The sequence below is a fragment of the Klebsiella sp. CD33 genome, assembly GCF_051992865.1.
Classification (GTDB): Bacteria; Pseudomonadota; Gammaproteobacteria; order Enterobacterales; family Enterobacteriaceae; genus Klebsiella; species Klebsiella pneumoniae.
Map to the genome: position 1 here is coordinate 2,122,707 of NZ_CP197023.1, position 23,668 is coordinate 2,146,374.

At 59.6% G+C, this 23,668-nt stretch carries 22 protein-coding genes; 12 read left to right on the top strand and 10 right to left on the bottom strand.

Translation table 11 applies throughout. The features are described 5' to 3' along the window. Positions 1-156: 156 nt before the first annotated feature. The 3 genes from ydiJ to ACR809_RS10550 all read left to right on the top strand — a co-directional run bounded on the left by ydiJ (position 157) and on the right by ACR809_RS10550 (position 4,073). The gene (ydiJ, locus tag ACR809_RS10540; RefSeq protein WP_009307612.1) at positions 157-3,213 is read left to right on the top strand and encodes a D-2-hydroxyglutarate dehydrogenase YdiJ; all 3,057 of its coding nucleotides are present in this window, start codon (positions 157-159) and stop codon (positions 3,211-3,213) included. After that, a complete protein-coding gene (gene menI / locus ACR809_RS10545; protein WP_002909015.1) occupies positions 3,210-3,620 on the top strand; it encodes a 1,4-dihydroxy-2-naphthoyl-CoA hydrolase in 411 nt (136 codons plus the stop codon). Before ydiJ ends, menI begins: the two co-directional genes overlap by 4 nt. 204 nt (positions 3,621-3,824) lie before the next feature. After that, positions 3,825-4,073 carry a GlsB/YeaQ/YmgE family stress response membrane protein gene (locus tag ACR809_RS10550; RefSeq protein ID WP_002909014.1) on the top strand — a complete coding sequence of 83 codons (249 nt, stop codon included), beginning with the start codon at positions 3,825-3,827 and terminating at the stop codon, positions 4,071-4,073. Positions 4,074-4,170: 97 nt separating this feature from the next. Here ACR809_RS10550 and ACR809_RS10555 read toward each other — a convergent pair whose 3' ends face one another. After that, positions 4,171-4,491 (bottom strand): hypothetical protein, encoded by a 321-nt coding sequence (locus ACR809_RS10555; RefSeq protein WP_004212509.1) that lies wholly within the window; start codon positions 4,489-4,491, stop codon positions 4,171-4,173. A 569-nt stretch (positions 4,492-5,060) separates the two neighbouring features. Between ACR809_RS10555 and ACR809_RS10560 the strand changes: the two genes are divergently transcribed. Both ACR809_RS10560 and ACR809_RS10565 read left to right on the top strand, forming a co-directional pair. Further along, positions 5,061-6,041, top strand: a complete 981-nt coding sequence (locus ACR809_RS10560; protein ID WP_002909008.1) for a DUF1852 domain-containing protein — start codon at positions 5,061-5,063, stop codon at positions 6,039-6,041. A 23-nt stretch (positions 6,042-6,064) separates the two neighbouring features. Next, positions 6,065-7,096: a methionine synthase gene (locus tag ACR809_RS10565; protein WP_002909005.1), complete on the top strand. Its 1,032-nt coding sequence runs from the start codon at positions 6,065-6,067 to the stop codon at positions 7,094-7,096. 82 nt (positions 7,097-7,178) lie between these two features. Here the strand turns inward: ACR809_RS10565 and ACR809_RS10570 are convergent, their stop codons facing one another. The 5 genes from ACR809_RS10570 to ACR809_RS10590 form a co-directional block, all read right to left on the bottom strand. After that, complete coding sequence (locus tag ACR809_RS10570; RefSeq protein WP_020317066.1) at positions 7,179-8,366, bottom strand: MDR family MFS transporter; 1,188 nt, start codon at positions 8,364-8,366, stop codon at positions 7,179-7,181. 56 nt (positions 8,367-8,422) lie between these two features. Beyond that, positions 8,423-9,184, bottom strand: coding sequence for an ABC transporter ATP-binding protein (locus ACR809_RS10575; protein ID WP_122051224.1), 762 nt, complete (start codon positions 9,182-9,184; stop codon positions 8,423-8,425). Then, positions 9,184-10,221 carry a FecCD family ABC transporter permease gene (locus ACR809_RS10580; RefSeq protein WP_071009799.1) on the bottom strand — a complete coding sequence of 346 codons (1,038 nt, stop codon included), beginning with the start codon at positions 10,219-10,221 and terminating at the stop codon, positions 9,184-9,186. The genes ACR809_RS10575 and ACR809_RS10580 overlap by 1 nt, the downstream gene beginning before the upstream one ends. Then, positions 10,221-11,219, bottom strand: a complete 999-nt coding sequence (locus tag ACR809_RS10585; RefSeq protein WP_004200258.1) for an ABC transporter substrate-binding protein — start codon at positions 11,217-11,219, stop codon at positions 10,221-10,223. Before ACR809_RS10585 ends, ACR809_RS10580 begins: the two co-directional genes overlap by 1 nt. A gap of 158 nt (positions 11,220-11,377) precedes the next feature. Continuing rightward, positions 11,378-12,289: a LysR family transcriptional regulator gene (locus ACR809_RS10590; RefSeq protein WP_114670099.1), complete on the bottom strand. Its 912-nt coding sequence runs from the start codon at positions 12,287-12,289 to the stop codon at positions 11,378-11,380. A gap of 96 nt (positions 12,290-12,385) precedes the next feature. On the opposite strand from ACR809_RS10590, the gene ACR809_RS10595 reads away from it, so the two are divergent. The 4 genes from ACR809_RS10595 (at position 12,386) to ACR809_RS10610 (ending at position 18,356) form a co-directional block, all read left to right on the top strand. Beyond that, positions 12,386-13,372 carry an NAD-dependent epimerase/dehydratase family protein gene (locus ACR809_RS10595; protein WP_122051225.1) on the top strand — a complete coding sequence of 329 codons (987 nt, stop codon included), beginning with the start codon at positions 12,386-12,388 and terminating at the stop codon, positions 13,370-13,372. Between the two features lie 96 nt (positions 13,373-13,468). Beyond that, on the top strand, positions 13,469-14,083 hold the full coding sequence (locus ACR809_RS10600) for a TetR/AcrR family transcriptional regulator (RefSeq protein WP_004143215.1): 615 nt from the start codon (positions 13,469-13,471) through the stop codon (positions 14,081-14,083). A gap of 74 nt (positions 14,084-14,157) precedes the next feature. After that, on the top strand, positions 14,158-15,267 hold the full coding sequence (locus ACR809_RS10605) for an efflux RND transporter periplasmic adaptor subunit (RefSeq protein WP_048978213.1): 1,110 nt from the start codon (positions 14,158-14,160) through the stop codon (positions 15,265-15,267). Then, positions 15,264-18,356 (top strand): efflux RND transporter permease subunit, encoded by a 3,093-nt coding sequence (locus ACR809_RS10610; protein WP_122051226.1) that lies wholly within the window; start codon positions 15,264-15,266, stop codon positions 18,354-18,356. The genes ACR809_RS10605 and ACR809_RS10610 overlap by 4 nt, the downstream gene beginning before the upstream one ends. Before the next feature lie 55 nt (positions 18,357-18,411). On the opposite strand, the gene lldD is transcribed toward ACR809_RS10610, so the two are convergent. The 4 genes from lldD to ACR809_RS10630 all read right to left on the bottom strand — a co-directional run bounded on the left by lldD (position 18,412) and on the right by ACR809_RS10630 (position 21,113). Continuing rightward, positions 18,412-19,596, bottom strand: coding sequence for an FMN-dependent L-lactate dehydrogenase LldD (gene lldD, locus ACR809_RS10615; protein ID WP_004151846.1), 1,185 nt, complete (start codon positions 19,594-19,596; stop codon positions 18,412-18,414). Between the two features lie 254 nt (positions 19,597-19,850). Next, complete coding sequence (locus tag ACR809_RS10620; protein WP_101970301.1) at positions 19,851-20,483, bottom strand: TetR/AcrR family transcriptional regulator; 633 nt, start codon at positions 20,481-20,483, stop codon at positions 19,851-19,853. Next, on the bottom strand, positions 20,480-20,875 hold the full coding sequence (locus ACR809_RS10625) for a DoxX family protein (RefSeq protein WP_004143228.1): 396 nt from the start codon (positions 20,873-20,875) through the stop codon (positions 20,480-20,482). The genes ACR809_RS10620 and ACR809_RS10625 overlap by 4 nt, the downstream gene beginning before the upstream one ends. 100 nt (positions 20,876-20,975) lie before the next feature. Further along, positions 20,976-21,113 carry a hypothetical protein gene (locus ACR809_RS10630; RefSeq protein WP_014343173.1) on the bottom strand — a complete coding sequence of 46 codons (138 nt, stop codon included), beginning with the start codon at positions 21,111-21,113 and terminating at the stop codon, positions 20,976-20,978. On the opposite strand from ACR809_RS10630, the gene ACR809_RS10635 reads away from it, so the two are divergent. The 3 genes from ACR809_RS10635 to sufB all read left to right on the top strand — a co-directional run bounded on the left by ACR809_RS10635 (position 21,112) and on the right by sufB (position 23,660). Next, a complete protein-coding gene (locus tag ACR809_RS10635) occupies positions 21,112-21,309 on the top strand; it encodes a hypothetical protein (RefSeq protein ID WP_002908880.1) in 198 nt (65 codons plus the stop codon). The two genes, ACR809_RS10630 and ACR809_RS10635, sit on opposite strands and share 2 nt — an antisense overlap. A 483-nt stretch (positions 21,310-21,792) precedes the next feature. Beyond that, a complete protein-coding gene (sufA, locus tag ACR809_RS10640) occupies positions 21,793-22,170 on the top strand; it encodes a Fe-S cluster assembly scaffold SufA (protein ID WP_004143232.1) in 378 nt (125 codons plus the stop codon). A gap of 2 nt (positions 22,171-22,172) precedes the next feature. After that, positions 22,173-23,660, top strand: coding sequence for a Fe-S cluster assembly protein SufB (sufB, locus tag ACR809_RS10645; RefSeq protein ID WP_002908877.1), 1,488 nt, complete (start codon positions 22,173-22,175; stop codon positions 23,658-23,660). Positions 23,661-23,668: the final 8 nt, after the last annotated feature.

A 23,668-nucleotide genomic window follows, 5' to 3' on the forward strand; every position in this document is an offset into this window, starting at 1 on the left:
AATAATATCAATAATTTTGCCGGGCTGATTTTGCACAGAAAACACGTGGGCGCATATGAAAAAAATGTGATAAAAAGTTGAATGCGCTACGCAAACGTTTAGTTAGCACCAACACAATATTTTTAAACACAACATAGTCAGGCAGGGTCAAGCGTGATGATCCCACAAATTTCTCAGGCGCCAGGGGTAGTTCAACTGGTGCTGAATTTTTTGCAGGTACTGGAGCAACAGGGTTTTACCGGCGATACCGCCACCAGCTATGCCGACAGGCTAACGATGGCCACCGACAACAGCGTCTATCAGCTGCTGCCGGATGCGGTCATTTTTCCTCGATCCACGGCGGACGTGGCGTTGCTGGCGCGCGTCGCCGCCGAACCGCGTTTTAAATCGCTGATCTTCACACCGCGTGGCGGCGGCACCGGCACTAACGGCCAGGCGCTGAACGGCGGGATTATCGTCGATATGTCCCGCTATATGAACCGCATTATCGAAATCAACCCCGAAGAGGGCTGGGTGCGCGTTGAAGCCGGGGTCATCAAAGATCAGCTGAACCAGTTTCTTAAACCCTATGGTTACTTCTTTGCGCCTGAGCTATCCACCAGCAACCGCGCCACGCTGGGGGGGATGATTAACACCGACGCGTCCGGCCAGGGATCGCTGGTGTACGGCAAAACGTCGGATCACGTGCTCGGCCTGCGGGCGGTGCTGATGGGCGGGGATATCCTCGATACCCAGGCGGTGCCGGTGGCGCTGGCGGAGACGCTGGGCAATACCCCCTCGACGGTTGGCCGGATCTACAACACGGTCTACCAGCGCTGCAAGGCGCAGCGTGACCTGATCATTGATAAGTTTCCCAAACTCAACCGCTTCCTCACCGGATACGATCTGCGTCACGTCTTTAACGATGAGATGAGCGAGTTCGACCTGACCCGTATTTTAACCGGTTCGGAAGGGACGCTGGCGTTTATTACCGAAGCGCGGCTGGATATCACCCGCCTGCCGAAGGTGCGCCGTCTGGTCAACGTCAAATATGACTCCTTCGACTCTGCGCTGCGCAATGCGCCCTTTATGGTCGAAGCGAAAGCCCTGTCGGTGGAGACCGTCGATTCTAAAGTTCTCAATCTGGCGCGCGAGGATATCGTCTGGCACTCGGTAAGCGAACTGATCACCGACGTACCGGATAAAGAGATGCTCGGGCTCAATATCGTCGAATTCGCCGGCGATGACGCGGCGCTGATTGACCAGCAGGTTACTACCCTGTGCCAGCGGCTGGACGAGCTGATGGCCGCCAGCGAGGCGGGCGTCATTGGCTGGCAGGTCTGTCACGATCTTGAAGGCGTGGAGCGCATCTATGCCATGCGCAAGAAGGCCGTCGGCCTGTTGGGCAATGCCAAAGGCGCCGCCAAGCCTATTCCTTTCGCCGAGGACACCTGCGTACCGCCCGAACATCTGGCGGATTACATCGTCGAGTTCCGCGCGCTGCTCGACAGCCACGGCCTGAGCTACGGCATGTTTGGCCACGTTGATGCCGGGGTGCTGCACGTGCGCCCGGCGCTGGACATGTGCGATCCGCAGCAGGAGGTGCTGATGAAGCAGATCTCCGACGATGTGGTGGCGCTGACGGCGAAGTATGGCGGCCTGCTGTGGGGCGAACATGGCAAAGGGTTCCGCGCGGAGTACAGCCCGGCCTTCTTTGGCGAGACGCTGTATGCCGAGCTGCGCAAGATCAAAGCGGTCTTCGATCCCGATAACCGCCTGAATCCGGGGAAAATCTGTCCTCCGGAAGGTATCGACGCGCCGATGATGAAAGTCGATGCGGCGAAGCGCGGCACCTGGGATCGGCAGATCCCCATCGCGGTGCGCAGCAGCTGGCGTGGGGCGATGGAGTGTAATGGCAACGGGCTGTGCTTCAACTTTGACGTCAAGAGCCCGATGTGTCCGTCGATGAAAGTCAGCAACCAGCGCATCCACTCGCCGAAAGGGCGGGCGACGCTGGTGCGGGAATGGCTGCGCCTGCTGGCCGACCGCGGCGTCGATCCCAACCAGCTGGAGAAGGCGCTGCCGGAGCAGGGCGTCAGCCTGCGCTCGCTGGTGGCGCGCACGCGCAACAGCTGGCATGCGCGCAAAGGCGAATATGACTTCTCGCATGAGGTCAAAGAGGCGATGTCCGGCTGTCTGGCCTGTAAAGCCTGTTCGACCCAGTGCCCGATCAAAATCGATGTTCCCGAGTTCCGCTCGCGCTTCCTGCAGCTGTACCACAGCCGCTATCTGCGGCCGGTGCGCGATCATCTGGTGGCCTCGGTCGAATCTTATGCGCCGCTGATGGCGCAGGCGCCGAAGACCTTTAACTTTTTTATTAACCAGCCGTGGCTGAAAAAGCTGTCGGAGAAGCATATCGGGATGGTCGATCTGCCGCTGCTCTCGGCGCCGTCGCTGAAGCAGCAGATGGCCGGCCACCGTTCCGCCAATATGACCCTTGAGCAGCTCGAAGCGCTGAGCGCCGAGCAGAAAGCGAAGATGGTGCTGGTGGTGCAGGATCCCTTCACCAGCTACTACGACGCCCAGGTGGTGGCCGACTTTATCCGTCTGGTCGAGGCCTTAGGCTATCAGCCGGTGCTCCTGCCGTTCTCGCCGAACGGCAAGGCGCAGCATATCAAAGGCTTCCTCACCCGCTTCGCGCGCACCGCGCAGAAGACGGCGGACTTCCTCAACCGCGTGGCGCAGCTGGGCATGCCGCTGGTGGGCGTCGATCCGGCGCTGGTGCTCTGCTACCGCGATGAGTACAAGCAGACGCTCGGCGACAAGCGCGGCGATTTCCAGGTGCTGTTAGTCCATGAGTGGTTGCCGAAGGCCCTAACCAGCGACGCCCGTCCCGATCTGGGCGGTGAGCCCTGGTACCTGTTCGGTCACTGTACCGAAGTGACCGCGCTACCGGCGGCGACAAAGCAGTGGGCAGATATTTTTGCCCACTTCGGCGCGAAGCTGGAAAACGTCAGCGTTGGGTGTTGCGGGATGGCTGGCACCTATGGTCATGAAGTGAAAAACCACGCCAACTCGTTGGCCATTTACGCGCTCTCCTGGCAGCAGGCGATGCAGCGGCTGCCGCGAAACCGCTGTCTGGTGACGGGCTACTCCTGCCGCAGTCAGGTGAAGCGTATTGAAGGCAGCGGCGTTCGCCACCCGCTGCAGGCGTTACTGGAGATAATCGGATGATTTGGAAACGTCAGGCCACGCTGGAGCAGCTCAACCGGCTCGGTGAGGGGAACATGGTAGGGCTGCTCGATATTCGCTTTGAGACCGTTACCGACGATACGCTGGAGGCCACTATGCCGGTCGATAGCCGCACACAGCAGCCGTTTGGCCTGCTGCACGGCGGAGCGTCGGTGGTGCTGGCGGAGACCCTGGGGTCGGTGGCAGGCTATCTGTGCAGCGAAGGCGAACAAAAGGTGGTGGGGCTGGAGGTTAACGCCAACCACATCCGTTCGGCGCGCGGGGGCCGGGTGCGCGGCGTCTGCAAAGCGCTGCACGTCGGGACGCGCCATCAGGTCTGGCAAATTGAAATCTTCGACGAACAGTCGCGGTTATGTTGTTCATCACGACTAACCACCGCGGTAATATAAGCCGCATGGCGGGAGGCGAATAGCCTCCCTTTTTTTAAGGTAATAAGCGAGAGCCGGCCTGCCAGAGCCAGAGAGGTTGTCACAAGATCAGCCGGGCGTCGGCAGGGAATTATCTAATATTTATATTATTACCGATCCACTCTCGTTATTTATGCTACTCTTTTCAATACTAAATGCTTAAAGGTAACAAGAGGACGGTTAACCATGGGTATTCTTTCCTGGATCATTTTTGGACTTATTGCCGGTATTTTAGCCAAGTGGATTATGCCGGGAAAAGATGGCGGCGGATTTATCGTGACCGTTATTTTGGGGATCATCGGCGCCGTGGTCGGCGGCTGGATCAGTACCCTGTTTGGTTTTGGCAAGGTCGATGGGTTTAATTTCGGCAGCTTCGTGGTAGCGGTTATCGGTGCGCTGGTGGTACTGTTTATCTACCGGAAAGTGCGTAGCTAATTTTCAGCTGCTCAGCTGTAAATAAGTACATAAAAGCTGCCGCGATATGCGGCAGCTTTTTTATTGCTGACAGATGACAGCGTAGATCTCCTTTGGGCTATTGTCTGTCGGTTCCCTCGCCAACCGGCACCACCTCAACGTGCACTTCGTAGTGTTTCGCCTGGCCGGCGGGGATCAGCGCGGTCAGTTTGTTAATGGTTTCCGCTGGCGTATCGGTTGCTACCGTGGCTGAAAACAGCACCGGTCTGTGCGGCGGAAGCTGCGGCGGGAACGGCGGCAGGGGGCCACGATCCCTCTCCATCGGCGGGCGGACTCCGTTATCGATGACAGGCGCCGGGACGTCGGTTTTATCAGCCGCAAAGGCGCTGGCGGCGGTAACGGTGGCGATAGCGAACAGGGCAAGCAGAGCTTTTTTCATCCGGGATTCCTCAATAAGCAAGTCCCAAAAGAGTAGAGGGTGCCGGCAGGCGGAACAATCCCAGGCGGCGCGAATCCTCTGAATCTTCTTTTTTCCTCGCGAATGTGGAGGTCAGATGAGAGCTAGTGTCATTGCGTTCGGGAGCCTCTTAATTCAGCAGTACGCTCATAATCAGCAGTACGGCCATGCACATCGACATAATACTGATATCAACAATCATTCTGTACGACAAAAGCTCCAGCTAAACGGGTACGGCGGGCAGGTAAAAGCCCATCTTATAGTGGTTAAAGAGTGTACCCTGCCTACTTCCATTGAACAAACGTTTATTGACTAATATTGTCGGCCTGCGTCGGCCATCGGCCACCGCCTGGAGCAACATGAGGATGGCTCATGTTGCATTGAATTTAAGTCGCTTTCCCTCCAGCGCTGACTCTGGCAAAAATAGGTTCATTAACGAATCAACAACATTTACCGGTTGAAGCGCGCCCGGCCTGACTCCGCGTCGCCAGGCTGGTGGAGAGTATTCCGCCGGGTTCGCTTTATGCCCGCCATCAGGATGGACAATCGCCATGAATAATAAATTTACCTATACGATTAAGCGCACCCGGTTTGATGAAAACTATAACCCTGCGGAAAATACGCGTATTACCACCAACTTCGCTAATTTAGCCAGAGGGGTGAACCGTGAGGAAAATCTGCGCAATACGTTAATCATGATGAATAACCGTTTTAATAGCCTGGCCCACTGGGATAATCCCCATAACGATCGCTATGCGGTGGAACTGGATATTATTTCTGTCGAGATGAATATTGCTCAGGATAGCGCCAGCTTCCCGGTGATTGAGATCCTGCAAACGCATATTGTCGATAAAAAGAGCGGGGAGCGTCATGCCGGTATCGTCGGCAATAACTTCTCCTCCTATGTGCGGGATTACGATTTTAGCGTACTGCTTCTGGAACATAATAAGGACCAGAGTCGCTTCAGCGTACCGGAAAACTTTGGCGAGTTGCACGGCAATATCTTTAAGGATTTTGTGCAATCCAGCGCCTGGCGCGCCAACTTCAGCAAGGCGCCGGTGATTTGCCTGAGCGTCTCCAGTAAAGATGTTTACCATCGCACCGGTAACGAACATCCGGTCCTCGGCATTGAATATGCTCAGGAAGGCGTCTCGCTGACCGAGCGCTATTTCAGCAAAATGGGGCTGCAGGTACGCTATTTTATGCCAAAAAACAGCGTCGCGCCGTTGGCCTTTTATTTTACCGGCGATCTGCTCAGCGATTACACCAGCCTGGAACTGATCGCCACCATCAGCACGATGGAGACGTTTCAGAAAATATATCGCCCGGAGATCTACAATGCCAACTCCCCGGCGGGGCAATACTATCAGCCCAATCTCAGCCACCTGGATCATTCATTAACAAAAATCGTCTATGACCGGGAAGAGCGCAGCCTGTTGGCGATTGAGCAGGGGAAATTTACACAACAACATTTTATCAACCCGCACAAGACGTTGCTTGAGCAATGGTCTGCTAATTTCGCGCTTTGCTAAACCCATATAAAAGGCTAATGACTATGAAAACATGGCTTCCGACATCGACCGCCGGCAGTTTACCGAAACCTTCCTGGCTGGCGCAGCCAGAGACCCTGTGGTCGCCCTGGAAACTGTCCAGCGAAGAATTACTGGCCGGCAAGCGCGACGCCTTGCGGTTATCCCTCGACGACCAGCTGCGGGCCGGGATCGATATTGTCAGCGACGGCGAGCAAACGCGGCAGCACTTTGTCACCACCTTCATCGAGCACCTCAGCGGGGTGGATTTTGCCAAACGCGAGATCGTGAAAATTCGTAACCGCTATGAGGCCAGTGTTCCAACGGTGGTGGGCGCCGTGGAGCGCCAGAAACCGGTCTTCGTGGAGGACGCTCGCTATCTGCGGCAGCTCACCAGTCAGCCGATCAAATGGGCGCTTCCGGGCCCGATGACCATGATCGACACGCTGTATGACAACCACTATAAAAGCCGGGAAAAGCTGGCCTGGGAATTTGCTAAAATCCTCAATCAGGAAGCGAAAGAGTTAGAGGCTGCGGGGGTTGATATTATTCAGTTCGATGAGCCGGCCTTTAACGTCTTCTTCGATGAGGTCAACGACTGGGGGATCGCCGCCTTAGAACGAGCCACCGAAGGGCTGAAGTGTGAGACAGCGGTGCATATCTGCTACGGCTATGGCATCAAGGCCAATACCGACTGGAAAAAGACGCTGGGCTCCGAGTGGCGACAGTATGAAGAGGCTTTCCCGCAGCTGCAGAAATCGTCCCTTGATATTATCTCTCTCGAGTGCCACAACTCGCGCGTGCCGATGGATCTGCTGGAGTTGATCCGCGGTAAAAAGGTGATGGTCGGGGCGATCGATGTCGCCAGCCATGCGATCGAAACCCCGGAAGAGGTGGCTGGAACCCTGCGCAAGGCGCTGGCGTTCGTCGATGCCGACAAACTCTACCCGTCCACCAACTGCGGTATGGCGCCGCTGCCGCGCCATGTCGCGACCGGCAAACTGCACGCCCTGAGCGCCGGCGCCGAGATTATTCGTCGCGAGCTGGCGGCAAAGTAAGGCGGGGCGCGCCCGTTATCTTCCCCAGGCGGTGTACTTTATCGTCGGTTCACTTCCAGAGCGGGCTGTTGCCCGCTCTGCGTCATGTTGCCGCCAGCGGGCGACAGATTGCCCGCAGGGCGACGGCGCTGCACAGCGGAAACAGCGCCAGCAGAAGCCAGGGGTAAACCGCCTGCGGCGACGGAATGAGCGCCTGGTCAAGTAAATGACCGAGCAGTAAATTCCCGGCTAACACCGCGCACCCTCCTGCGGTGGCGAGCGCTCCGTAGTGGGCGCCCAGCGTCGACTCCTCGGCGAACAGCGGGATCAGATCCTTGGCTGCGGGCACTAACAGCATCTGGCCGAGGGTGAGCAGCGTGACAAAACCAGCCGCCGGCATTAACCGCAGCCAACCTTCGGCGGGTGGGGCGGCGGCGAATAACGCCACGCTGGCAAAGGAAGCCGACAGCAGCAGAAAGCCCACCGGCAGGATGCGCACGGCGCCCATTCGCCGGGCGAAGCGGGCGAGAGGGAGCTGGAGGGTGATAATCAACAGCGAGGCCAGCATAAAGAGCGGCGCCAGATCCTGCTCGCGGCCGCCGGAACGTTGGATCTCCACCGGCAGGGCGAGGTACAGTTGGTTGTAGCTCAACAGCCATGAGCTGTAGGCGAGAATAAACGCGACAAAGCGCGGCTGGCGCAAAGGCGTCCACCATGGGACTCGTCTGCGCGTTGTTGTCGTGTGCCCGTCGGCGGGCAGACAGAAAAAGAGCACCGCCAGCGCCAGAAGAAATATTCCCGCGCCGGCGAGGGCGATATGCCGAAAGCCGATCCCGCTCAGCACGCCTCCGGCCACCGGGCCGATCACCGCTCCCAGTTCACCGCATACCGCAAACAGCGCAAACCACTCGGCGCGACTGCGTTTCCCGTTGGCCTGGCTGAGGGTACCGGCCCGCGCCAGCAGGGCCTCTATCGACGGGGAGAACAGGGCGCCGCCGACGCCGGTCAGGCAGGCGCCGAGGATAATGGGCCACAGCGACGCCCCGCACGCCAGCAGGAGAAAACCGGCGACGCGAACGACGCAGCCGGCGAGAATGATCGCCTTAGCGCCATAGCGGTCGGCCAGCGTCCCGCCGAGGATAAACATGCCCTGCTGAGAGAAGGTACGCAGCCCGAGGATCAGGCCGATAAGTCCGCCTGAGAGCAGCATGTCGTCGCGCAGGAAGAGGGCGAGGAAAGGAACGACCGCGTAAAAGCCAATATTAAAAACGAACTGGCTTCCCAGTAACACCGGAGGCCAGAGGGTTGCCGCAGGGCGCAGGGAGAAAAGAGGCATATCCGCCCAACCTAAATGATGAAATGAATGTGCTTTTTGCCGTGGTAAGGGGAGATCTCGATTTTGGTTTTCACCCGGAAAACGTCCCACAGCAGCGCTTCGGACAAAATCTCCTCCGGCGTCCCGCTGGCGAGGATCTGCCCCTGCTGCATCACGATCAGCGAATCGCAGAACATCGCGGCATGGTTAAGATCGTGAATGGCCACAATGCTGGTTACCGGCAGCTCGCTGATCAACTGCATTAACTGCATCTGATGGTGTATATCCAGATGGTTGGTCGGCTCATCCAGCAGGATTTCGCTCGGGCTCTGCGCCAGCGCGCGGGCGATATGCACCCGCTGCCGCTCGCCGCCGGAGAGGCTTAACCATCCCTGTTCGCTTTTCTCCAGCATCGCCACCCGCTGCAGCGCGGCGGCAATCGCCTCGTCATCCTGAGCGCTCCAGTTTGAGAGCGGAGAGTGGTGGGGAATGCGTCCCAGGCGCACGACGTCGCGCACCCGCATATTGGCCTCGGTCATGCCGTGTTGCTCGACGAAAGCCACGCGGCGGGCGAGCTGCTTTTTCGCCATCCGGGCGATATCCTGGCCGTCGAGGGTGACGCGACCTGCATCCGGGCGGCGCAGGCCCGCCAGAACGCGCAGCAGCGAGGATTTGCCGCAGCCGTTGGGCCCCAGCAGCCCGACCGTTTCGCCTCGCGGCACCCGCAGCGAGACATTATTGACGATGACCTTTTTGCCTGCCTTCCAGGTGATATTTTCAGCGCAAATACTCATCACTTATTCCTTGAGCGGTAGATAATCACGGCAAAGAAAGGCACCCCAACCAGGGCGGTTACTACCCCAACGGGCAGACTTTGCGGGGCAATCAGCAGGCGCGACGCAATGTCCGCCAGTACCATCAATATCGCCCCTGCCAGCGCGCTGGCGATCAGCAACGTTCGGTGCAGCGGGCCAAAGAAGAAACGCATCACGTGCGGCACCACCAGGCCAACAAAGCCGATTGAGCCGGCCATGCTGACGATGGTGGCGGTGATCAGCGCCGCAGTGGTGAAGAGGATCAGGCGCACGCGCGGCACAGCAATCCCCAGCGAGGCGGCGGCATCGTCGCCGAAGGTGAACGCGTCCAGCGCCCGGGCATACCACAGGCAGACCGCCAGACCCGCGAGCACCACCACAATGACCAGCTGGAATTCGGGCCAGCGAACGCCGCTGAAGCTGCCCAGCAGCCAGAACATCACATCGCGCGCCTGCTGCGCGCTGGCGGAGGTGCTGATGGTATAGGCCGTGATGGCGTTAAATAACTGCGAGGCGGCAACGCCCGCAAGAATCGTACGCTCATTGCCGCCGCGCGCGCCGTTAGTCAGCAAGGCGACAAAGGCGAAGGCGGCGAAGGCCCCGGCAAAGGCCCCGGCCGAGAGGGAAATTGCGCCAGCGCCAAGGCCCAGCACCACGATCGACACCGCGCCGGTGGAGGCCCCGGCGGAGACGCCGAGGACGTAGGGTTCCGCGAGGGCATTTTTCAGCAGGCTTTGCAGCACGACGCCGCAGATAGCGAGGCCTGCGCCGCAGCAGGCGGCGACCAGCGCGCGGCTGAGGCGGAAATCCCAGATAACGCTCTCATAGATACGGTTGAGAGGCTCAGCGGTTAAGCCGGTTCTGTTGCTGATAGCGTAAAAGACATTCTGCAGCGGGATGGCCAGCTCGCCGACGCTGACGCCCACCGCTATCACCAGCGCCAGCACGATCGCTGCCAGTACACACCAGCCGGTGAGCAGCATGCTGCGGCGCGTCTCAATCGCGGCGACGCTCATCAGTTCAGCCCCATTTTTCTCAGCTGCTCGCCCACCTGTTCCGCGCCGTAAAGCGTGCGAATTGTCGGATTCATCGCCTGACCGTCCATGACCACGATATGGCCTTTTTTCACCGCCTCCAGCTGGCTGACGGCGGGATCGCTTTTGAGGAATTTGATCTTCTCCTCGGCCTTATCCAGCGCCCAGCGGTTACGGTCCAGGCTGGCGACCACGATCACATCCGGGTTGGCGGCAATAATGCTCTCCCAGCTCACCGTGGGCCACTCGGTCTCGGAGGTAATCGCATTATGTCCGCCCAGCACGCTGGCGATAAATCCGGAGGCGCTGTTTTTGCCGCCGACATAGGCATCGGCCGAAGGCGAGGCGCTGGAGAACCAGAAGACGAAGGAGAGATCTTTTTTGCTTTTACCAAACTCCTGGCGCAGGTCGGCTTCACGTTTTTTGAAATCGGCAATCAGCGCCTGACCACGATCTTCGACGTTGAAAATGCGGGCGAAATCGCTAATTTCCTGATACAGCCAGGTCATATCCCACAGCTTTTGCCGGCTGCCGTACATATCGCCGGTGGCCTTTTTGGTGGCGCACATCCCCGGTGAGACGTAGCTGTTCACGCCGACGGTGGCGAGATCTTCACGCCTGGCGACTTTGCTTTCCGGCCCCAGCAGCAGCGGCAACTGGGCGGGAACGAAATCAGGATTTTGCGCCAGCACCGATTCCAGGCTCGGAATTTCCACCGTCAAGGTTTTAATCTTCGCGTTTTGCTCAGCCAGCTGCGGTAAAACGCTGGTCGGCCAGAAGGCGCTGGCGACTACCTGCTTTTGCAGCCCGAGCAGCAGCAGAATTTCGACCGTATTTTGCCCCAGCGCGACCACGCGCTCCGGCGGCCGGGTGAAGGTCTCCTGATAGCCGCAGTTTTCAATCGTCAGGGGGTAGGTTGTTGCCAGCGCGGAACTGACGGCGGTGAACATCAAGCCTAACGCGCAAAGGACCTTCTTCATTAAACGCTATCCTTGTAAACAGGCGAGTGGATGACCAGCAAATGGGAGTAATGCAAATGAAACTCATTATTGGGGCGGGGTTTTATACAATGCCATATTTACAGTGTCAATGAGTGACTATTTCCGCAGGCAATGAAATGCCCGCGCGATGGGGCGGGTCAGCTCGCCAGTGGGCCACGAATATACGCCTGCAACCCCTGGGCGAGAAAATCAAATACCCGCTTACAGGCAGGGCTGTGGCGCAGATCCTCATGCATTACCAGCCAGGTATCAAGATACAGAGAAAAGTCGGCCGCCAGCACTCGCTGCAGGGGAATAATGCCATCCGCAAGAGGCGCCTGGCAGATGCCGATCCCCGCTCCGGCGCGGATCAGGCTCAACTGGGCGAGGTCGCTATCGGTCCGCATCGCGAAGGCCTCACGCTGAAAACGAGGGTAAGCCTGCAGCGCCCGGCGCACGAGGGGGGTGGCGCTATCAAAACCAATCAGCGCGTGGCTGGCCAGATCGTCGAGGGTCGCGGGCAGGCCCTGGCGCGTCAGGTAGGCGGCGGTGGCATGTAATCCAAGCTCAATCCTGCCGAGACGGCGGGCGATAAGCTGCTCCTGCTGCGGGGCGACCATCCGCACCGCGATATCCGCCTCCCGGTGAAGCAGATCCTGAAACCGATTGGAGAGCATCAGTTCGATGACGATATTCGGGCACGCCTGCCTGAGCCGGGCAACCAGCGGCGGCAGCACCTCGGCGCCGACCACCTCGCTGGCGGCCACCCGCACCACGCCACGCAGATCGGCTCTGTCGCGACTAAAGTTGGCCGCCGTGCGTTCCAGCGCCCGGGCGGTGTTGTCCATCGCCTCGGCGTGCATCCGCAGCGCCAGCGCCGCGTCGGTCGCCAGCAGGCCGGTTTGCGAGCGGGTAAATAAGGCCTGGCCGAGGGCGTTTTCCAGCCCGGCAATATGGCGCCCCGCCGTCGGCTGAGTGATGTTCAGGGTACGCGATGCGCCCGATAAAGAGCCTTCCTGCAGGACGGCGAGAAAAGTTCGGTACCACTCCCAGGGAATAGAGGTATTCATACAAATATGTATAGCCGCTCGACGATGGTATGCAATTTCATTTGATATGAGCCACAGGTAGGCTGTCAAGCATCCATTAGCGAACGGGGAAAGAGGATGAACAGCAGCGGCAAGGTACTTATTCTGGGAGCAAGCGGGGGCATCGGCGGGGAAGTGGCGCGCCGGCTGGTGGCAGACAACTGGCAGGTTCGGGCGCTGAAGCGCGGCGCTCAGATTTGCGGTCCCGCAGATGGCATGCAGTGGATAGCCGGCGACGCGCTGGATGGCGGCCAGGTCGCGGCGGCGGCTGCCGGTTGCGACGTCATCGTCCATGCGGTGAATCCGCCGGGCTACCGGCACTGGCGGCAACAGGTACTGCCTATGCTGCGCAACACCCTGCAGGCCGCCGAACGGCAGCGGGCGCTTGTAGTCCTGCCCGGCACGGTCTACAACTATGGACCGGATGCCTTTCCGCTGATTGCTGAAGAGGCCGCACAACAGCCGGTGACCCGCAAAGGCGCCATCCGGGTGGCGATGGAGCTGGCGCTGGAGGATTACGTGCAGCGCGGCGGCCGGGCGTTGATTGTCCGGGCGGGCGATTTTTTTGGCCCGCGCGCCGGAAATAACTGGTTTTCGCAAGGGCTGCTCAAGCCTGGTCAGCTTCCCCGCATCATTAGCTACCCGGGGACGATCGGCGTCGGGCATCAGTGGGCCTGGCTGCCCGACGTCGCCGCCACCATTGCCGCGCTGCTGGCCCGCAGGCGCGAGCTTGAGCCTTTCGCCCGCTTTCATATGCAGGGCCACTGGGACCCGGACGGCAGCGAAATGAGTCAGGCGATCCAGCGGGTGGTCGCCCGCTATGGCGGCAGGGCGGTAGTGAAGTCCTTTCCCTGGTGGCTGGTGAAGATGGCGGCGCCCTTCAACGCCACCCTGCGCGAAATGGTCGAGATGCACTATCTCTGGCGTCTGCCGGTACGCCTGCGCAACGATAAACTGGTTGATTTTTTAGGCGCGGAACCGCATACCCCGCTCGACAGCGCGGTGTATCAGACGCTGCAAGGCCTGGGTTGTCTGCCCGCCGGCGCGATAAACACCGAGGCGTGACGCGGCGAAGCGGATCGCAAACCGGGGCGTTATTGTGACCAAATCATAATAACGTCACTCGTTGTCAAACGATAACGATCGCATTAAGCTAAACGGATGACGAAAAATACCCCCACCCCTGCAAGCCGTGGTCCCCATGACCACAGCGTTCGGGACCAGATTCTTGACGCGGCCATGGCGCACTTTAGTCGCTATGGCTATGAGAAAACGACGGTCACCGATCTCGCCAAAGCGATAGGCTTTTCCAAAGCCTATATCTATAAATTCTTTGACTCCAAGCAGGCGATTGGCGAGGCGATTTGCGCCAGCCGGCTGGAGAAGATCATGGTGGCCGTCAGCGCGGCCATCGCCGATGCGCCGTCCGCCAGCGAGAAACTGCGCCGCCTGTTCCGGGCGCTGACCGAGGCTGGCAGTGAACTGTTTTTCGAGGATCGCAAACTGTACGACATCGCCGCCGTCGCGGCGCGCGATAAATGGCCTTCAACGGAACAGTATGCCGGTCATCTGCAGCAGCTGATTGGTCAAATCCTTGTCGAAGGCCGCCAGGCGGGTGAGTTCGAGCGCAAAACCCCGCTGGATGAAGCGACCCTGGCGGTGTATATGGTGATGTGTCCTTTCATCAACCCGGTGCAGTTGCAATACAATCTCGACACCGCGCCCACCGCGGCGGTGCTGCTTGCCTCCCTGATCCTGAGAAGTCTCTCCCCCTGATTAGTGACTATTGACTTTATTGGTCACTAGTCTGAGAATGCGGTCACCATCCGGTCTTTTCATTAAGGTGACCCATGCTCAGGCTCAACGCCGTCCATCTTGCCGTCTGCCTCCTGCCGCTGGCCCTCGCGGGCTGCGGCGAACCTGCCGATCATGACGACCCCCGCATCCGACCGCCGCTGGTCCGGGTGGCGACCGTCGAGCGCGCGGAGGCCGGCTCGCGGGCCTTTACCGGCGTGGTAGTAGCCCGAACCCAAAGCGACCTCGGCTTCAGGGTGGCGGGAAAAGTGCTTGAACGGCGGGTGGAAACCGGGCAGAGCGTCAAGCGCGGTCAGCTGCTGCTGCGCCTGGATCCGGCTGATCTAGCCTTGCAAGCGCAGTCCCAACAGCGGGCCGTAGATGCCGCGCGGGCGCGAGCCAAAAAGGCGGCCAACGATCTGGCCCGCTATCGCGGCCTGGTGGCGAGCGGCGCCATCTCTGCCGCGGAATTCGACCAGATTAACGCGGCAGCAGAGGCGGCGAGAGCCGACCTCAGCGCGGCCCAGGCGCAGGCCAATGTGGCGCAAAACGCCACCGGCTATGCCGGACTGCTGGCGGATGCTGACGGCGTGGTGGTGGAAACCCTCGCTGAGCCGGGACAGGTGGTCAGCGCCGGGCAGGTGGTGATCCGCCTGGCGCGGGCGGGGCAGCGCGAAGCGCGGGTGCAACTGCCGGAGACGCTGCGCCCGGCGGTTGGCAGCGAGGCGCTGGCGACACGCTATGGCAGCGAATCTCAGCCGGTCACGGCGACCCTGCGCCTGCTTTCGGACGCGGCTGACGCCACCACCCGCACCTTTGAAGCGCGCTATGTGCTGAACGGCGCGCTGGCGAATGCCCCGCTGGGGTCTACCGTGACCCTGCGCATCGGCAACGACCAGGCGCCAGGCCAGGTGATGGCGGTGCCCCTGGCGTCGGTCTACGATCCGGGTAACGGCCCTGGCGTCTGGCGCATTGCCTCTCGTCCGACCACCGTCTCCTGGCAACCGGTAACTGTGCTCGGCCTGGATGATGAAACCGCGCGGGTGACCGGCCCGCTGAAGCCCGGCGAGCCGATCGTCGCCCTGGGCGCCCATCTTCTGCACCAGGGCGAGGCGGTGCGTCTGGCGGAACGACGCGAGCATAATGCCGCCGGGAGCCAGCCATGAGCGCCGGGCGTTTTAATCTCTCCGCGCTGGCCGTCCGCGAGCGGTCGGTGACCCTGTTTTTGATTATCCTTATCTCCGTCGCCGGGCTGGTGGCGTTCTTCGGACTCGGGCGAGCGGAAGATCCGCCCTTTACGGTCAAGCAAATGACGGTCATTACCGTCTGGCCCGGCGCCACCGCGCAGGAGATGCAGGATCAGGTCGCCGAGCCGCTGGAAAAACGGCTCCAGGAGCTAAAGTGGTACGATCGCACGGAGACCTATACCCGGCCTGGCATGGCGTTGATCACCCTGTCGCTGCAGGATCAGACCCCGCCTTCCGAGGTGCCGGAGCAGTTTTATCAGGCGCGCAAAAAGCTCGGGGATGAGGCGAAAAACCTGCCTGCCGGCGTCTCCGGCCCGATGATGAATGACGAATTCGCCGATGTCACCTTTGCCCTCTTTGCCCTGAAAGCACGGGGAGAACCGCCGCGGCAGCTGGTGCGTGACGCCGAAGCCCTGCGCCAGCAGCTGCTGCATGTTCCCGGGGTGAAAAAAGTGAATATCCTCGGCGAACAGGCGGAGCGCATTTATCTCTCGTTTTCTCATGACCGTCTCGCCACCCTGGGCCTTTCACCAGAGGCGATTTTTGCCGCGCTGAACAGCCAGAATGTGCTGACCGCCGCCGGGGCTATCGAGACCCGGGGCGGGCAGATCTTTATCCGCCTCGACGGGGCGTTCGACCGCCTGCAGCAGATCCGCGACACGCCGATTATTGCCGGGGGCAGAACGCTGAAACTGGCCGATGTCGCCACGGTTGAGCGGGGATATGAAGATCCCGCGACCTTCCTGATCCGCCATCAGGGCGAACCGGCGCTGCTGCTGGGGGTGGTGATGCGCGAGGGCTGGAATGGTCTGGCGCTGGGGAAAGCGCTGGACGCCGAAACGACCAGCATCAATCAGAGCCTGCCGCTCGGCATGTCGTTGACCAAGGTGACCGATCAGTCGGTGAATATCAGCGCCGCGGTCGATGAGTTCATGATCAAATTCTTTGTCGCCCTGCTGGTGGTGATGACGGTGTGCTTTGTCAGCATGGGGTGGCGCGTGGGCGTGGTGGTCGCGGCGGCGGTGCCTTTAACCCTCGCCGTGGTGTTTGTGGTGATGGCGGCGACCGGCAAAAACTTCGACCGCATCACTCTCGGCTCGCTGATCCTCGCCCTGGGGCTGCTGGTGGATGATGCCATCATTGCCATCGAAATGATGGTGGTCAAAATGGAGGAGGGGTATGACCGCCTCAAAGCCTCGGCCTATGCCTGGAGCCATACCGCCGCGCCCATGCTGGCCGGTACCCTGGTGACGGCCGTGGGCTTTATGCCCAATGGATTTGCGCAGTCCACCGCCGGGGAGTACGCCAGCAATGTGTTCTGGATCGTCGGTATCGCGCTGATTGCCTCCTGGATTGTGGCGGTGATTTTTACCCCCTGGCTGGGGGTGCACCTGTTGCCGGACAGAAAGCCCGTGGCGGCCGGCCACGCCGCGCTGTATGACACCCCGCACTATCAGCGCTTCCGTCGGCTGCTGACCCGGGTTATTGCTCATAAATGGCGCGTGGCCGCCGGAGTGGTGGCGCTGTTTATCGTGGCGATCCTGGGCATGAGCGTGGTGAACAAGCAGTTTTTCCCCACCTCCGATCGTCCGGAAGTGCTGGTTGAAGTGCAGCTGCCTTACGGGTCGTCGATTAGCCAGACCAGCGCCGCGGCGGCGAAAATTGAGCACTGGCTGCAGCGGCAGCCGGAGGCGAAGATTGTCACCAGCTATATCGGCCAGGGCGCGCCGCGCTTTTACCTGGCGATGGCTCCGGAATTGCCCGATCCCTCCTTCGCCAAACTGGTGGTGTTGACCGACGGGCAGGGTGCCCGCGAGGCGCTCAAGCGGCGGCTGCGGGAGGCGGTGGCCAATGGCCTGGCGCCGGAGGCGCGGGTGCGCGTCACTCAGCTGGTGTTTGGCCCTTATTCGCCTTATCCGGTCGCCTGGCGGGTGATGGGGCCCGATCCGCACGCTCTGCTCGACATCGCCGAGCGGGTTAAATCGGTGCTGCAGGCCAGTCCGCTGATGCGCACCGTCAATACCGACTGGGGTTCGCGGGTACCGGTGATGCATTTCAGCCTCAATCAGGACCGGCTGCAGGCGAGCGGACTCAGCTCCCAGTCCGTCGCCCAGCAGCTGCAGTTCCTGCTGTCAGGGATCCCGATCACCACCGTCCGGGAAGATATTCGCGCCGTGCAGGTGATCGGCCGCGCGGCGGGCGACATCCGTCTGGATCCGGCGAAAATCGCCGACTTCACCCTGGTGGGCAGCGGCGGGCAGCGGGTTCCCTTGTCACAGATTGGCGACGTGTCGATCAGGATGGAGGACCCGCTGCTTCGCCGTCGCGACCGCACGCCGACCATCACCGTCCGCGGAGATGTTGCGGAGAACCTGCAGCCGCCGGATGTCTCCACCGCGCTGATGAAGCCGCTGCAGCCCATTATCGATTCGCTGCCGCCTGGCTATCGCATCGAGACGGCGGGGTCGATTGAGGAATCCGGCAAGGCCACCCGGGCGATGGTGCCGTTATTTCCGATAATGATCGCCCTCACGCTGCTGATCATTATCCTGCAGGTGCGTTCGCTGTCGGCGATGGTCATGGTTTTCCTGACCGCGCCGCTGGGGCTGATTGGCGTGGTCCCGACGCTGCTGCTGTTCAATCAGCCGTTTGGCATCAATGCCCTGGTGGGCCTGATCGCCCTGTCGGGGATCCTGATGCGCAATACGCTGATCCTGATTGGCCAAATCCATCATAACCAACAGGCGGGGCTCGATCCGTTCCACGCGGTGGTGGAGGCGACGGTGCAGCGCGCCCGCCCGGTTCTGCTGACCGCGCTGGCGGCGATCCTGGCGTTCATTCCGCTCACTCATTCGGTCTTCTGGGGAACGCTCGCCTATACGCTGATTGGCGGGACGCTGGGGGGAACCATCATGACCCTTATCTTCCTGCCGGCCATGTACGCGATCTGGTTCCGCATCCGTCCGGAGAACACGGTACAACAGACAGAGTTGCACCTTCAGAGGTAATTCCACTTTGCCGGACCTGGGCGAGGCACATGGCCAGGCCAGGTCCCGGGCAGCGTCAGGCGGGTAAGGATACCGGCACCGCATGAGTGCGGTGTTGATCCTGTTCGAGGCGATCAAGGCAATCGAGGCTGATGGCCGATGGCGAGGTCGCGCCGGTGAGGGTCATGGTAACCTTCATATCCTCGGCAAATAAGCGCAGCAGATGCGCCACGCCCGCTTCGCCCGCCGCGGCCAGGGCATAAATATAGGCCCGACCGAGCAGCACGCCTTTCGCGCCGAGGGCCAGCAGACGTATAACGTCCACGCCGGAGCGCACCCCGGAATCGGCAAGCACTGTCAGATCGTCGCCGACCGCATCCACCACCCTGGGCAGCGCCCGGGCGGTGGGGATGGCGCCATCGAGCTGTCTGCCGCCATGATTTGACACCACAATACCATCGGCGCCCAGCCGCACGGCATTGCGCGCATCGTCGGCATCGAGGATCCCTTTGATGATTAATTTTCCTTGCCAGCTGTCGCGGATCCACTCCAGATCGTGCCAGGCGATGGACGGGTCGAAGTTGTTGCTGATGAACCCCATATAGTCGTCCATGGTCATTTTGTGGCCGGTGTAGGCTTCGATATTACCAAACGACAGGGGTCTGCCCGCCAGCCCGACGTTCATCGCCCAGCGCGGATGGGTGCAAGCCTGGAGATATTGTCGCAGGGTGGCGTGCGGCCCGGACATCCCTGAGCGGTTATCGCGATACCGCGAGCCGGGGATTGGCATATCGACGGTAAATACCAGGGTTTTCATGCCAGCGGCCCAGGCGCGCTCCAGCGCGTTACGCATATAGCCGCGATCTTTCAGTACGTACAGCTGGGACCAGAGCGCGCCGCTGGCGTGGCTCGCCACCTCTTCAATCGAGCAGACCGACACGGTGGATAAGGTGTACGGGATCCCGGCGCGGGAGGCGGCGCGGGCCGCCTGGACTTCGCCGCGGCGGGCGTACATCCCGGTGGCGCCGACGGGCCCCAGCGCCACGGGCATCGCCCATGGGGCATCAAGGATCGTGGTCGCCAGCGTCGGTTCGCCGGCCCCGCACAGTACGCGCTGGCGAAGAGCTACCGAGGCAAGTTCGGCGGCGTTGGCGTTCATGGTGTTTTCCGCCACCGCGCCACCGTCAATATAATCGAAAAGGAAGCGGGGCAGACGACGACGAGCGGCTTCGCGATAATCGCTGGGGGCTGAAACAATCATTATTATGTCCTTATGTCTTTTAACCTAACTGGATGTTCTGCAGGCAAAAAAACTATAGGCTTCTAAAAACCGGTGGGGAAATGAAATATTAGCATTCCCACTATTCCCTCATGGAATAATCTGCGTTGCACTCTGTGGTTGTTATTTTCTTTTAATGCTAACCGGTAAGGACATTATTTTTTGCGCCGGGCGCGGATTGGGCACAATAAATCAGCCTTGCGCCAGGCCACAGCACTGAAAAGGGGAAGGAGAGATCAGCCCGGCGCCAGGGAATACGCGCGCAGAAAGACGTCCAGGGCGCGCTCAACCCGCTGTTTGATTTCGTCGTCGGACAGCGGAGGTCTTGCGCCAAGTTTTATCGCCAGGCTGGTCATTCCCAGCCATAAACCGGCCAGTTCGTCGGCAGCCTCCTGCGGATCGCAGGCTCGTAAAGTACCGGCTTCGATCGCCTCGGCGATGATCGCTTCCAGCATCTGCTGCGCGCGCCCCGGCCCGGCGGCGTAAAAGCGGCCGGGGAGATCGGGGTGACGCACGGCAGCCGAGGCGATCAGTCGGTCCCAGCCGGTCAGTTCCCGCTGGTTGATAAAGCGGACAAAGCGATAGCCAAACGCCGTCAGTACCTCGATCAGCGGCAGATGATGGCGCTGGGCGAAATCATGGTCGCTGATGGTGAGATCCGATTCCTGGCGTAAGACCGCCTCTATCAGATGTTCTTTATCGCTGAAATTGGCATACAGGGTGGCTTTCGCCACCCCGGCTACGCGGGCGATTTCGGCCGTTGTCACCTCCAGGCCCTGTTCCAGAAACAGCTTACGGGCGGCCTGAAGTATCGCCTGCGTTTTCAACGGATCTTTTGGCCGACCTTTCTGACGAGGGGTTTCGTTCATCGCCGATAGCCTGCAAACAGCGCGCTCATAATTAATCCTCCGACCACGGTAATGTGTTCAAGCGCAATATGGAATTCCTCAGTGCGCCGGGGTTCACTGAAGGCCCAGAAGGCGTGTCCCAGCGGAATAGTGAGTAATGTAAACACAATCAGCATCCCCGATCCAATCCAGCCGTAGCCGGCAGGATTAAAAACGATCAGCGCCGAACCCGCCAGCTGGCAAAAAATCGTGCCCGCCGCGAACAAGACCGGCCACGGCAGGCCGACGGTCACCATCTCTTGAACGATCTCCGCGAAATGAAAGACGCCGTAGATGCCTGCCATCCAGAAGAAGAAGGTCACCAGGACGCGAGAGAGACAAAGGGTGATGAAAAATAAGGTCGAATTAGGCATAAGATTTTACGCAATTGATAATTAACAGACCAATGAGTCTAAAAAATAATTTCAAGACTCACAAGTCTGTTAATTGTTCATTAGTGTTATGCCATTGCAATCAGCCGCTTAGTTTGTTTTTCTCCTGCCAGGTGCCCTGCCGCAGGCTTTGCGTCAGACGTAAAGAAGGTGAATTTGAAATTGAGCAGATGGTATCTTTTGCTAGCCTTTCTGAGGAGGACAGACGGAGCGACACCATGAAAGATAAAGATGAACAAACGGCATTGATTGGCATGGCCATCGGCGCGGCGGTCATTAGCTTAGTGGCTACACAAAAGCAGATTAATCAGGGGAGTATCGTGGATGAACTGGTGAGGCTGGGCAGACAGAAGGGGGACGGGGTAGAGGATGAGGTCTTTGTCCAGGCCGCCCGGCTGGTGAGTAAAGGCACCTAGCCAGCCGGTATCCCGCCTGGCAGCCCCGTTTGCCCGTTTTATTTTAGTTTTTATTTCCCGAACGCGGCCAGGCGAGCGGCGCTTATTCCTTTCCTGAAGCGTTACCGGCGGGCGCTTTCACTACCCGCTTTTTTCTAGCGCATGGCCGGGGCCGCGCCCTGCGCTGGCATGGTCTTTCTGTTACGTTGTCACTTTATGCTCGCCTGCAAAGGATAACCAGCAGGGTGGTCTGCCGCTATTGCATAAATCGGTATTTTCGATACATCTTTGCCATTGCGTGCGGAGATAGAATGATTTCAAAATAACATATTATAAATCAATGCATTAAGTTCTATTTGCACGCCCTGATAATCCCCGGGCGAGGGTCTATGCTTATAAAAAGCACTAAATGAGGCAATACCCCTGCTGCAGAAGGGTTGAAGTGATAATCATTATCACTAACATGGCGGTATGCCTTGATGGCGCCAACCTGGAGGTCTATCGATGGAAGTACAAGCAGGAACTTTTAATCCCGCCGATTTCAGCTGGCAGGGACTGACCATGACGCCGGCCGCTGCCGCGCATATCCGCGATCTGATGCGCAAGCAGCCGGATAAGAAAGGGCTGCGGCTGGGCATTAAAACCAGCGGCTGCGCTGGTTTTGGCTATGTGCTCGAAATGATTGCCGAGCCGGCGCCCGACGATCTGCTCTTTGAATCTGACGGGGCGAAGCTGTTTGCGCCGCTGCAGGCGATGCCGTTCATCGACGGCACCGAGCTGGATTATGTCCGGGAAGGTTTAAATGAAATCTTTAAATTTCATAACCCGAAAGCGCAGCATGAGTGCGGCTGCGGCGAAAGTTTTGGGGTGCAGGCGGAGTAACTATGTCGCGTAATACTGAAGCAACTGACGATGTCAAAACCTGGACCGGCGGCCCGCTCAACTACAAAGAGGGCTTTTTTACTCGCCTGCAAACCGATGAGCTGGCCAAAGGCATTAATGAAGAAGTCGTTCGGGCTATCTCGGCTCGCCGCAATGAGCCGCAGTGGATGTTGGAGTTTCGTCTGAATGCCTACCGGGCGTGGCTGGAAATGGAGGAGCCGCACTGGCTGAAAGCGCATTACGATAAGCTGAATTATCAGGATTACAGCTACTATTCCGCGCCCTCCTGCGGCAACTGCGATGAGACCTGCGCCTCCGAGCCTGGCGCGGTGCAGCAGACCGGGGCCAATACCTTTCTGACCAGCGAGGTGGAAGAAGCCTTTAACCAGCTGGGCGTGCCGGTACGCGAAGGGCGCGAGGTGGCGGTGGACGCGATATTTGACTCGGTGTCGGTGGCGACCACCTACCGAGAAAAGCTGGCCGAGCAGGGGATCATCTTCTGTTCTTTCGGTGAGGCGATCCACGACCATCCGGAACTGGTGAAAAAGTATCTGGGCACCGTAGTGCCGGGGAATGACAACTTCTTTGCCGCGCTGAACGCCGCGGTGGCTTCGGACGGCACCTTTATCTATGTGCCGAAGGGCGTCCGCTGCCCGATGGAGCTGTCGACCTATTTCCGCATCAACGCCGAAAAGACCGGGCAGTTTGAACGCACCATTCTGGTGGCCGATGAAGGCAGCTACGTCAGCTATATTGAAGGCTGCTCGGCGCCGGTGCGCGACAGCTATCAGCTGCATGCCGCGGTCGTTGAAGTCATCATCCATAAAGACGCGGAAGTGAAATACTCCACGGTGCAGAACTGGTTCCCCGGCGATAACAACACCGGCGGGATCCTCAACTTCGTCACCAAGCGCGCCCTGTGCGAAGGGGAGAACAGCAAAATGTCATGGACCCAGTCGGAAACCGGCTCGGCCATCACCTGGAAATACCCCAGCTGCATCCTGCGCGGCGATAACTCGATCGGCGAATTCTTTTCGGTGGCGCTGACCAGCGGCCATCAGCAGGCGGACACCGGCACCAAAATGATCCATATCGGCAAGAACACCCGCTCGACCATCATCTCGAAAGGGATCTCCGCCGGACACAGCCAGAACAGCTATCGCGGGCTGGTCAAAATCATGCCGACCGCCACCAACGCCCGCAACTATACCCAGTGCGATTCGATGCTGATCGGCCCGGACTGCGGGGCGCATACCTTCCCGTATGTAGAATGCCGCAACAACAGCGCCCAGCTGGAGCACGAGGCGACCACCTCGCGGATTGGCGAAGATCAATTGTTCTACTGCCTGCAGCGCGGGATCAGCGAAGACGATGCCATCTCGATGATCGTCAACGGTTTCTGTAAAGACGTCTTCTCCGAGCTGCCGCTGGAGTTCGCTGTAGAGGCGCAAAAATTGCTGGCCATTAGCCTTGAACATAGCGTCGGCTGATAATTAAG

Coding starts and splice junctions, on each gene's coding strand:
- ACR809_RS10575 (WP_122051224.1), bottom strand. CDS start 9,184: ATGAGTATTTGCGCTGAAAATATCACCTGGAAGGCAGGCAAAAAGGTC.
- ACR809_RS10605 (WP_048978213.1), top strand. CDS start 14,158: ATGCTCAGGCTCAACGCCGTCCATCTTGCCGTCTGCCTCCTGCCGCTG.
- ACR809_RS10585 (WP_004200258.1), bottom strand. CDS start 11,219: ATGAAGAAGGTCCTTTGCGCGTTAGGCTTGATGTTCACCGCCGTCAGT.
- sufA (WP_004143232.1), top strand. CDS start 21,793: ATGGAAGTACAAGCAGGAACTTTTAATCCCGCCGATTTCAGCTGGCAG.
- ACR809_RS10555 (WP_004212509.1), bottom strand. CDS start 4,491: ATGAAAAAAGCTCTGCTTGCCCTGTTCGCTATCGCCACCGTTACCGCC.
- ACR809_RS10635 (WP_002908880.1), top strand. CDS start 21,112: ATGAAAGATAAAGATGAACAAACGGCATTGATTGGCATGGCCATCGGC.
- ACR809_RS10610 (WP_122051226.1), top strand. CDS start 15,264: ATGAGCGCCGGGCGTTTTAATCTCTCCGCGCTGGCCGTCCGCGAGCGG.
- ACR809_RS10625 (WP_004143228.1), bottom strand. CDS start 20,875: ATGCCTAATTCGACCTTATTTTTCATCACCCTTTGTCTCTCTCGCGTC.
- ACR809_RS10580 (WP_071009799.1), bottom strand. CDS start 10,221: ATGAGCGTCGCCGCGATTGAGACGCGCCGCAGCATGCTGCTCACCGGC.
- ACR809_RS10550 (WP_002909014.1), top strand. CDS start 3,825: ATGGGTATTCTTTCCTGGATCATTTTTGGACTTATTGCCGGTATTTTA.
- ACR809_RS10560 (WP_002909008.1), top strand. CDS start 5,061: ATGAATAATAAATTTACCTATACGATTAAGCGCACCCGGTTTGATGAA.
- ydiJ (WP_009307612.1), top strand. CDS start 157: ATGATCCCACAAATTTCTCAGGCGCCAGGGGTAGTTCAACTGGTGCTG.
- ACR809_RS10630 (WP_014343173.1), bottom strand. CDS start 21,113: ATGGTGTCGCTCCGTCTGTCCTCCTCAGAAAGGCTAGCAAAAGATACC.
- lldD (WP_004151846.1), bottom strand. CDS start 19,596: ATGATTGTTTCAGCCCCCAGCGATTATCGCGAAGCCGCTCGTCGTCGT.
- ACR809_RS10600 (WP_004143215.1), top strand. CDS start 13,469: ATGACGAAAAATACCCCCACCCCTGCAAGCCGTGGTCCCCATGACCAC.
- ACR809_RS10595 (WP_122051225.1), top strand. CDS start 12,386: ATGAACAGCAGCGGCAAGGTACTTATTCTGGGAGCAAGCGGGGGCATC.
- ACR809_RS10590 (WP_114670099.1), bottom strand. CDS start 12,289: ATGAATACCTCTATTCCCTGGGAGTGGTACCGAACTTTTCTCGCCGTC.
- ACR809_RS10565 (WP_002909005.1), top strand. CDS start 6,065: ATGAAAACATGGCTTCCGACATCGACCGCCGGCAGTTTACCGAAACCT.
- sufB (WP_002908877.1), top strand. CDS start 22,173: ATGTCGCGTAATACTGAAGCAACTGACGATGTCAAAACCTGGACCGGC.
- menI (WP_002909015.1), top strand. CDS start 3,210: ATGATTTGGAAACGTCAGGCCACGCTGGAGCAGCTCAACCGGCTCGGT.
- ACR809_RS10620 (WP_101970301.1), bottom strand. CDS start 20,483: ATGAACGAAACCCCTCGTCAGAAAGGTCGGCCAAAAGATCCGTTGAAA.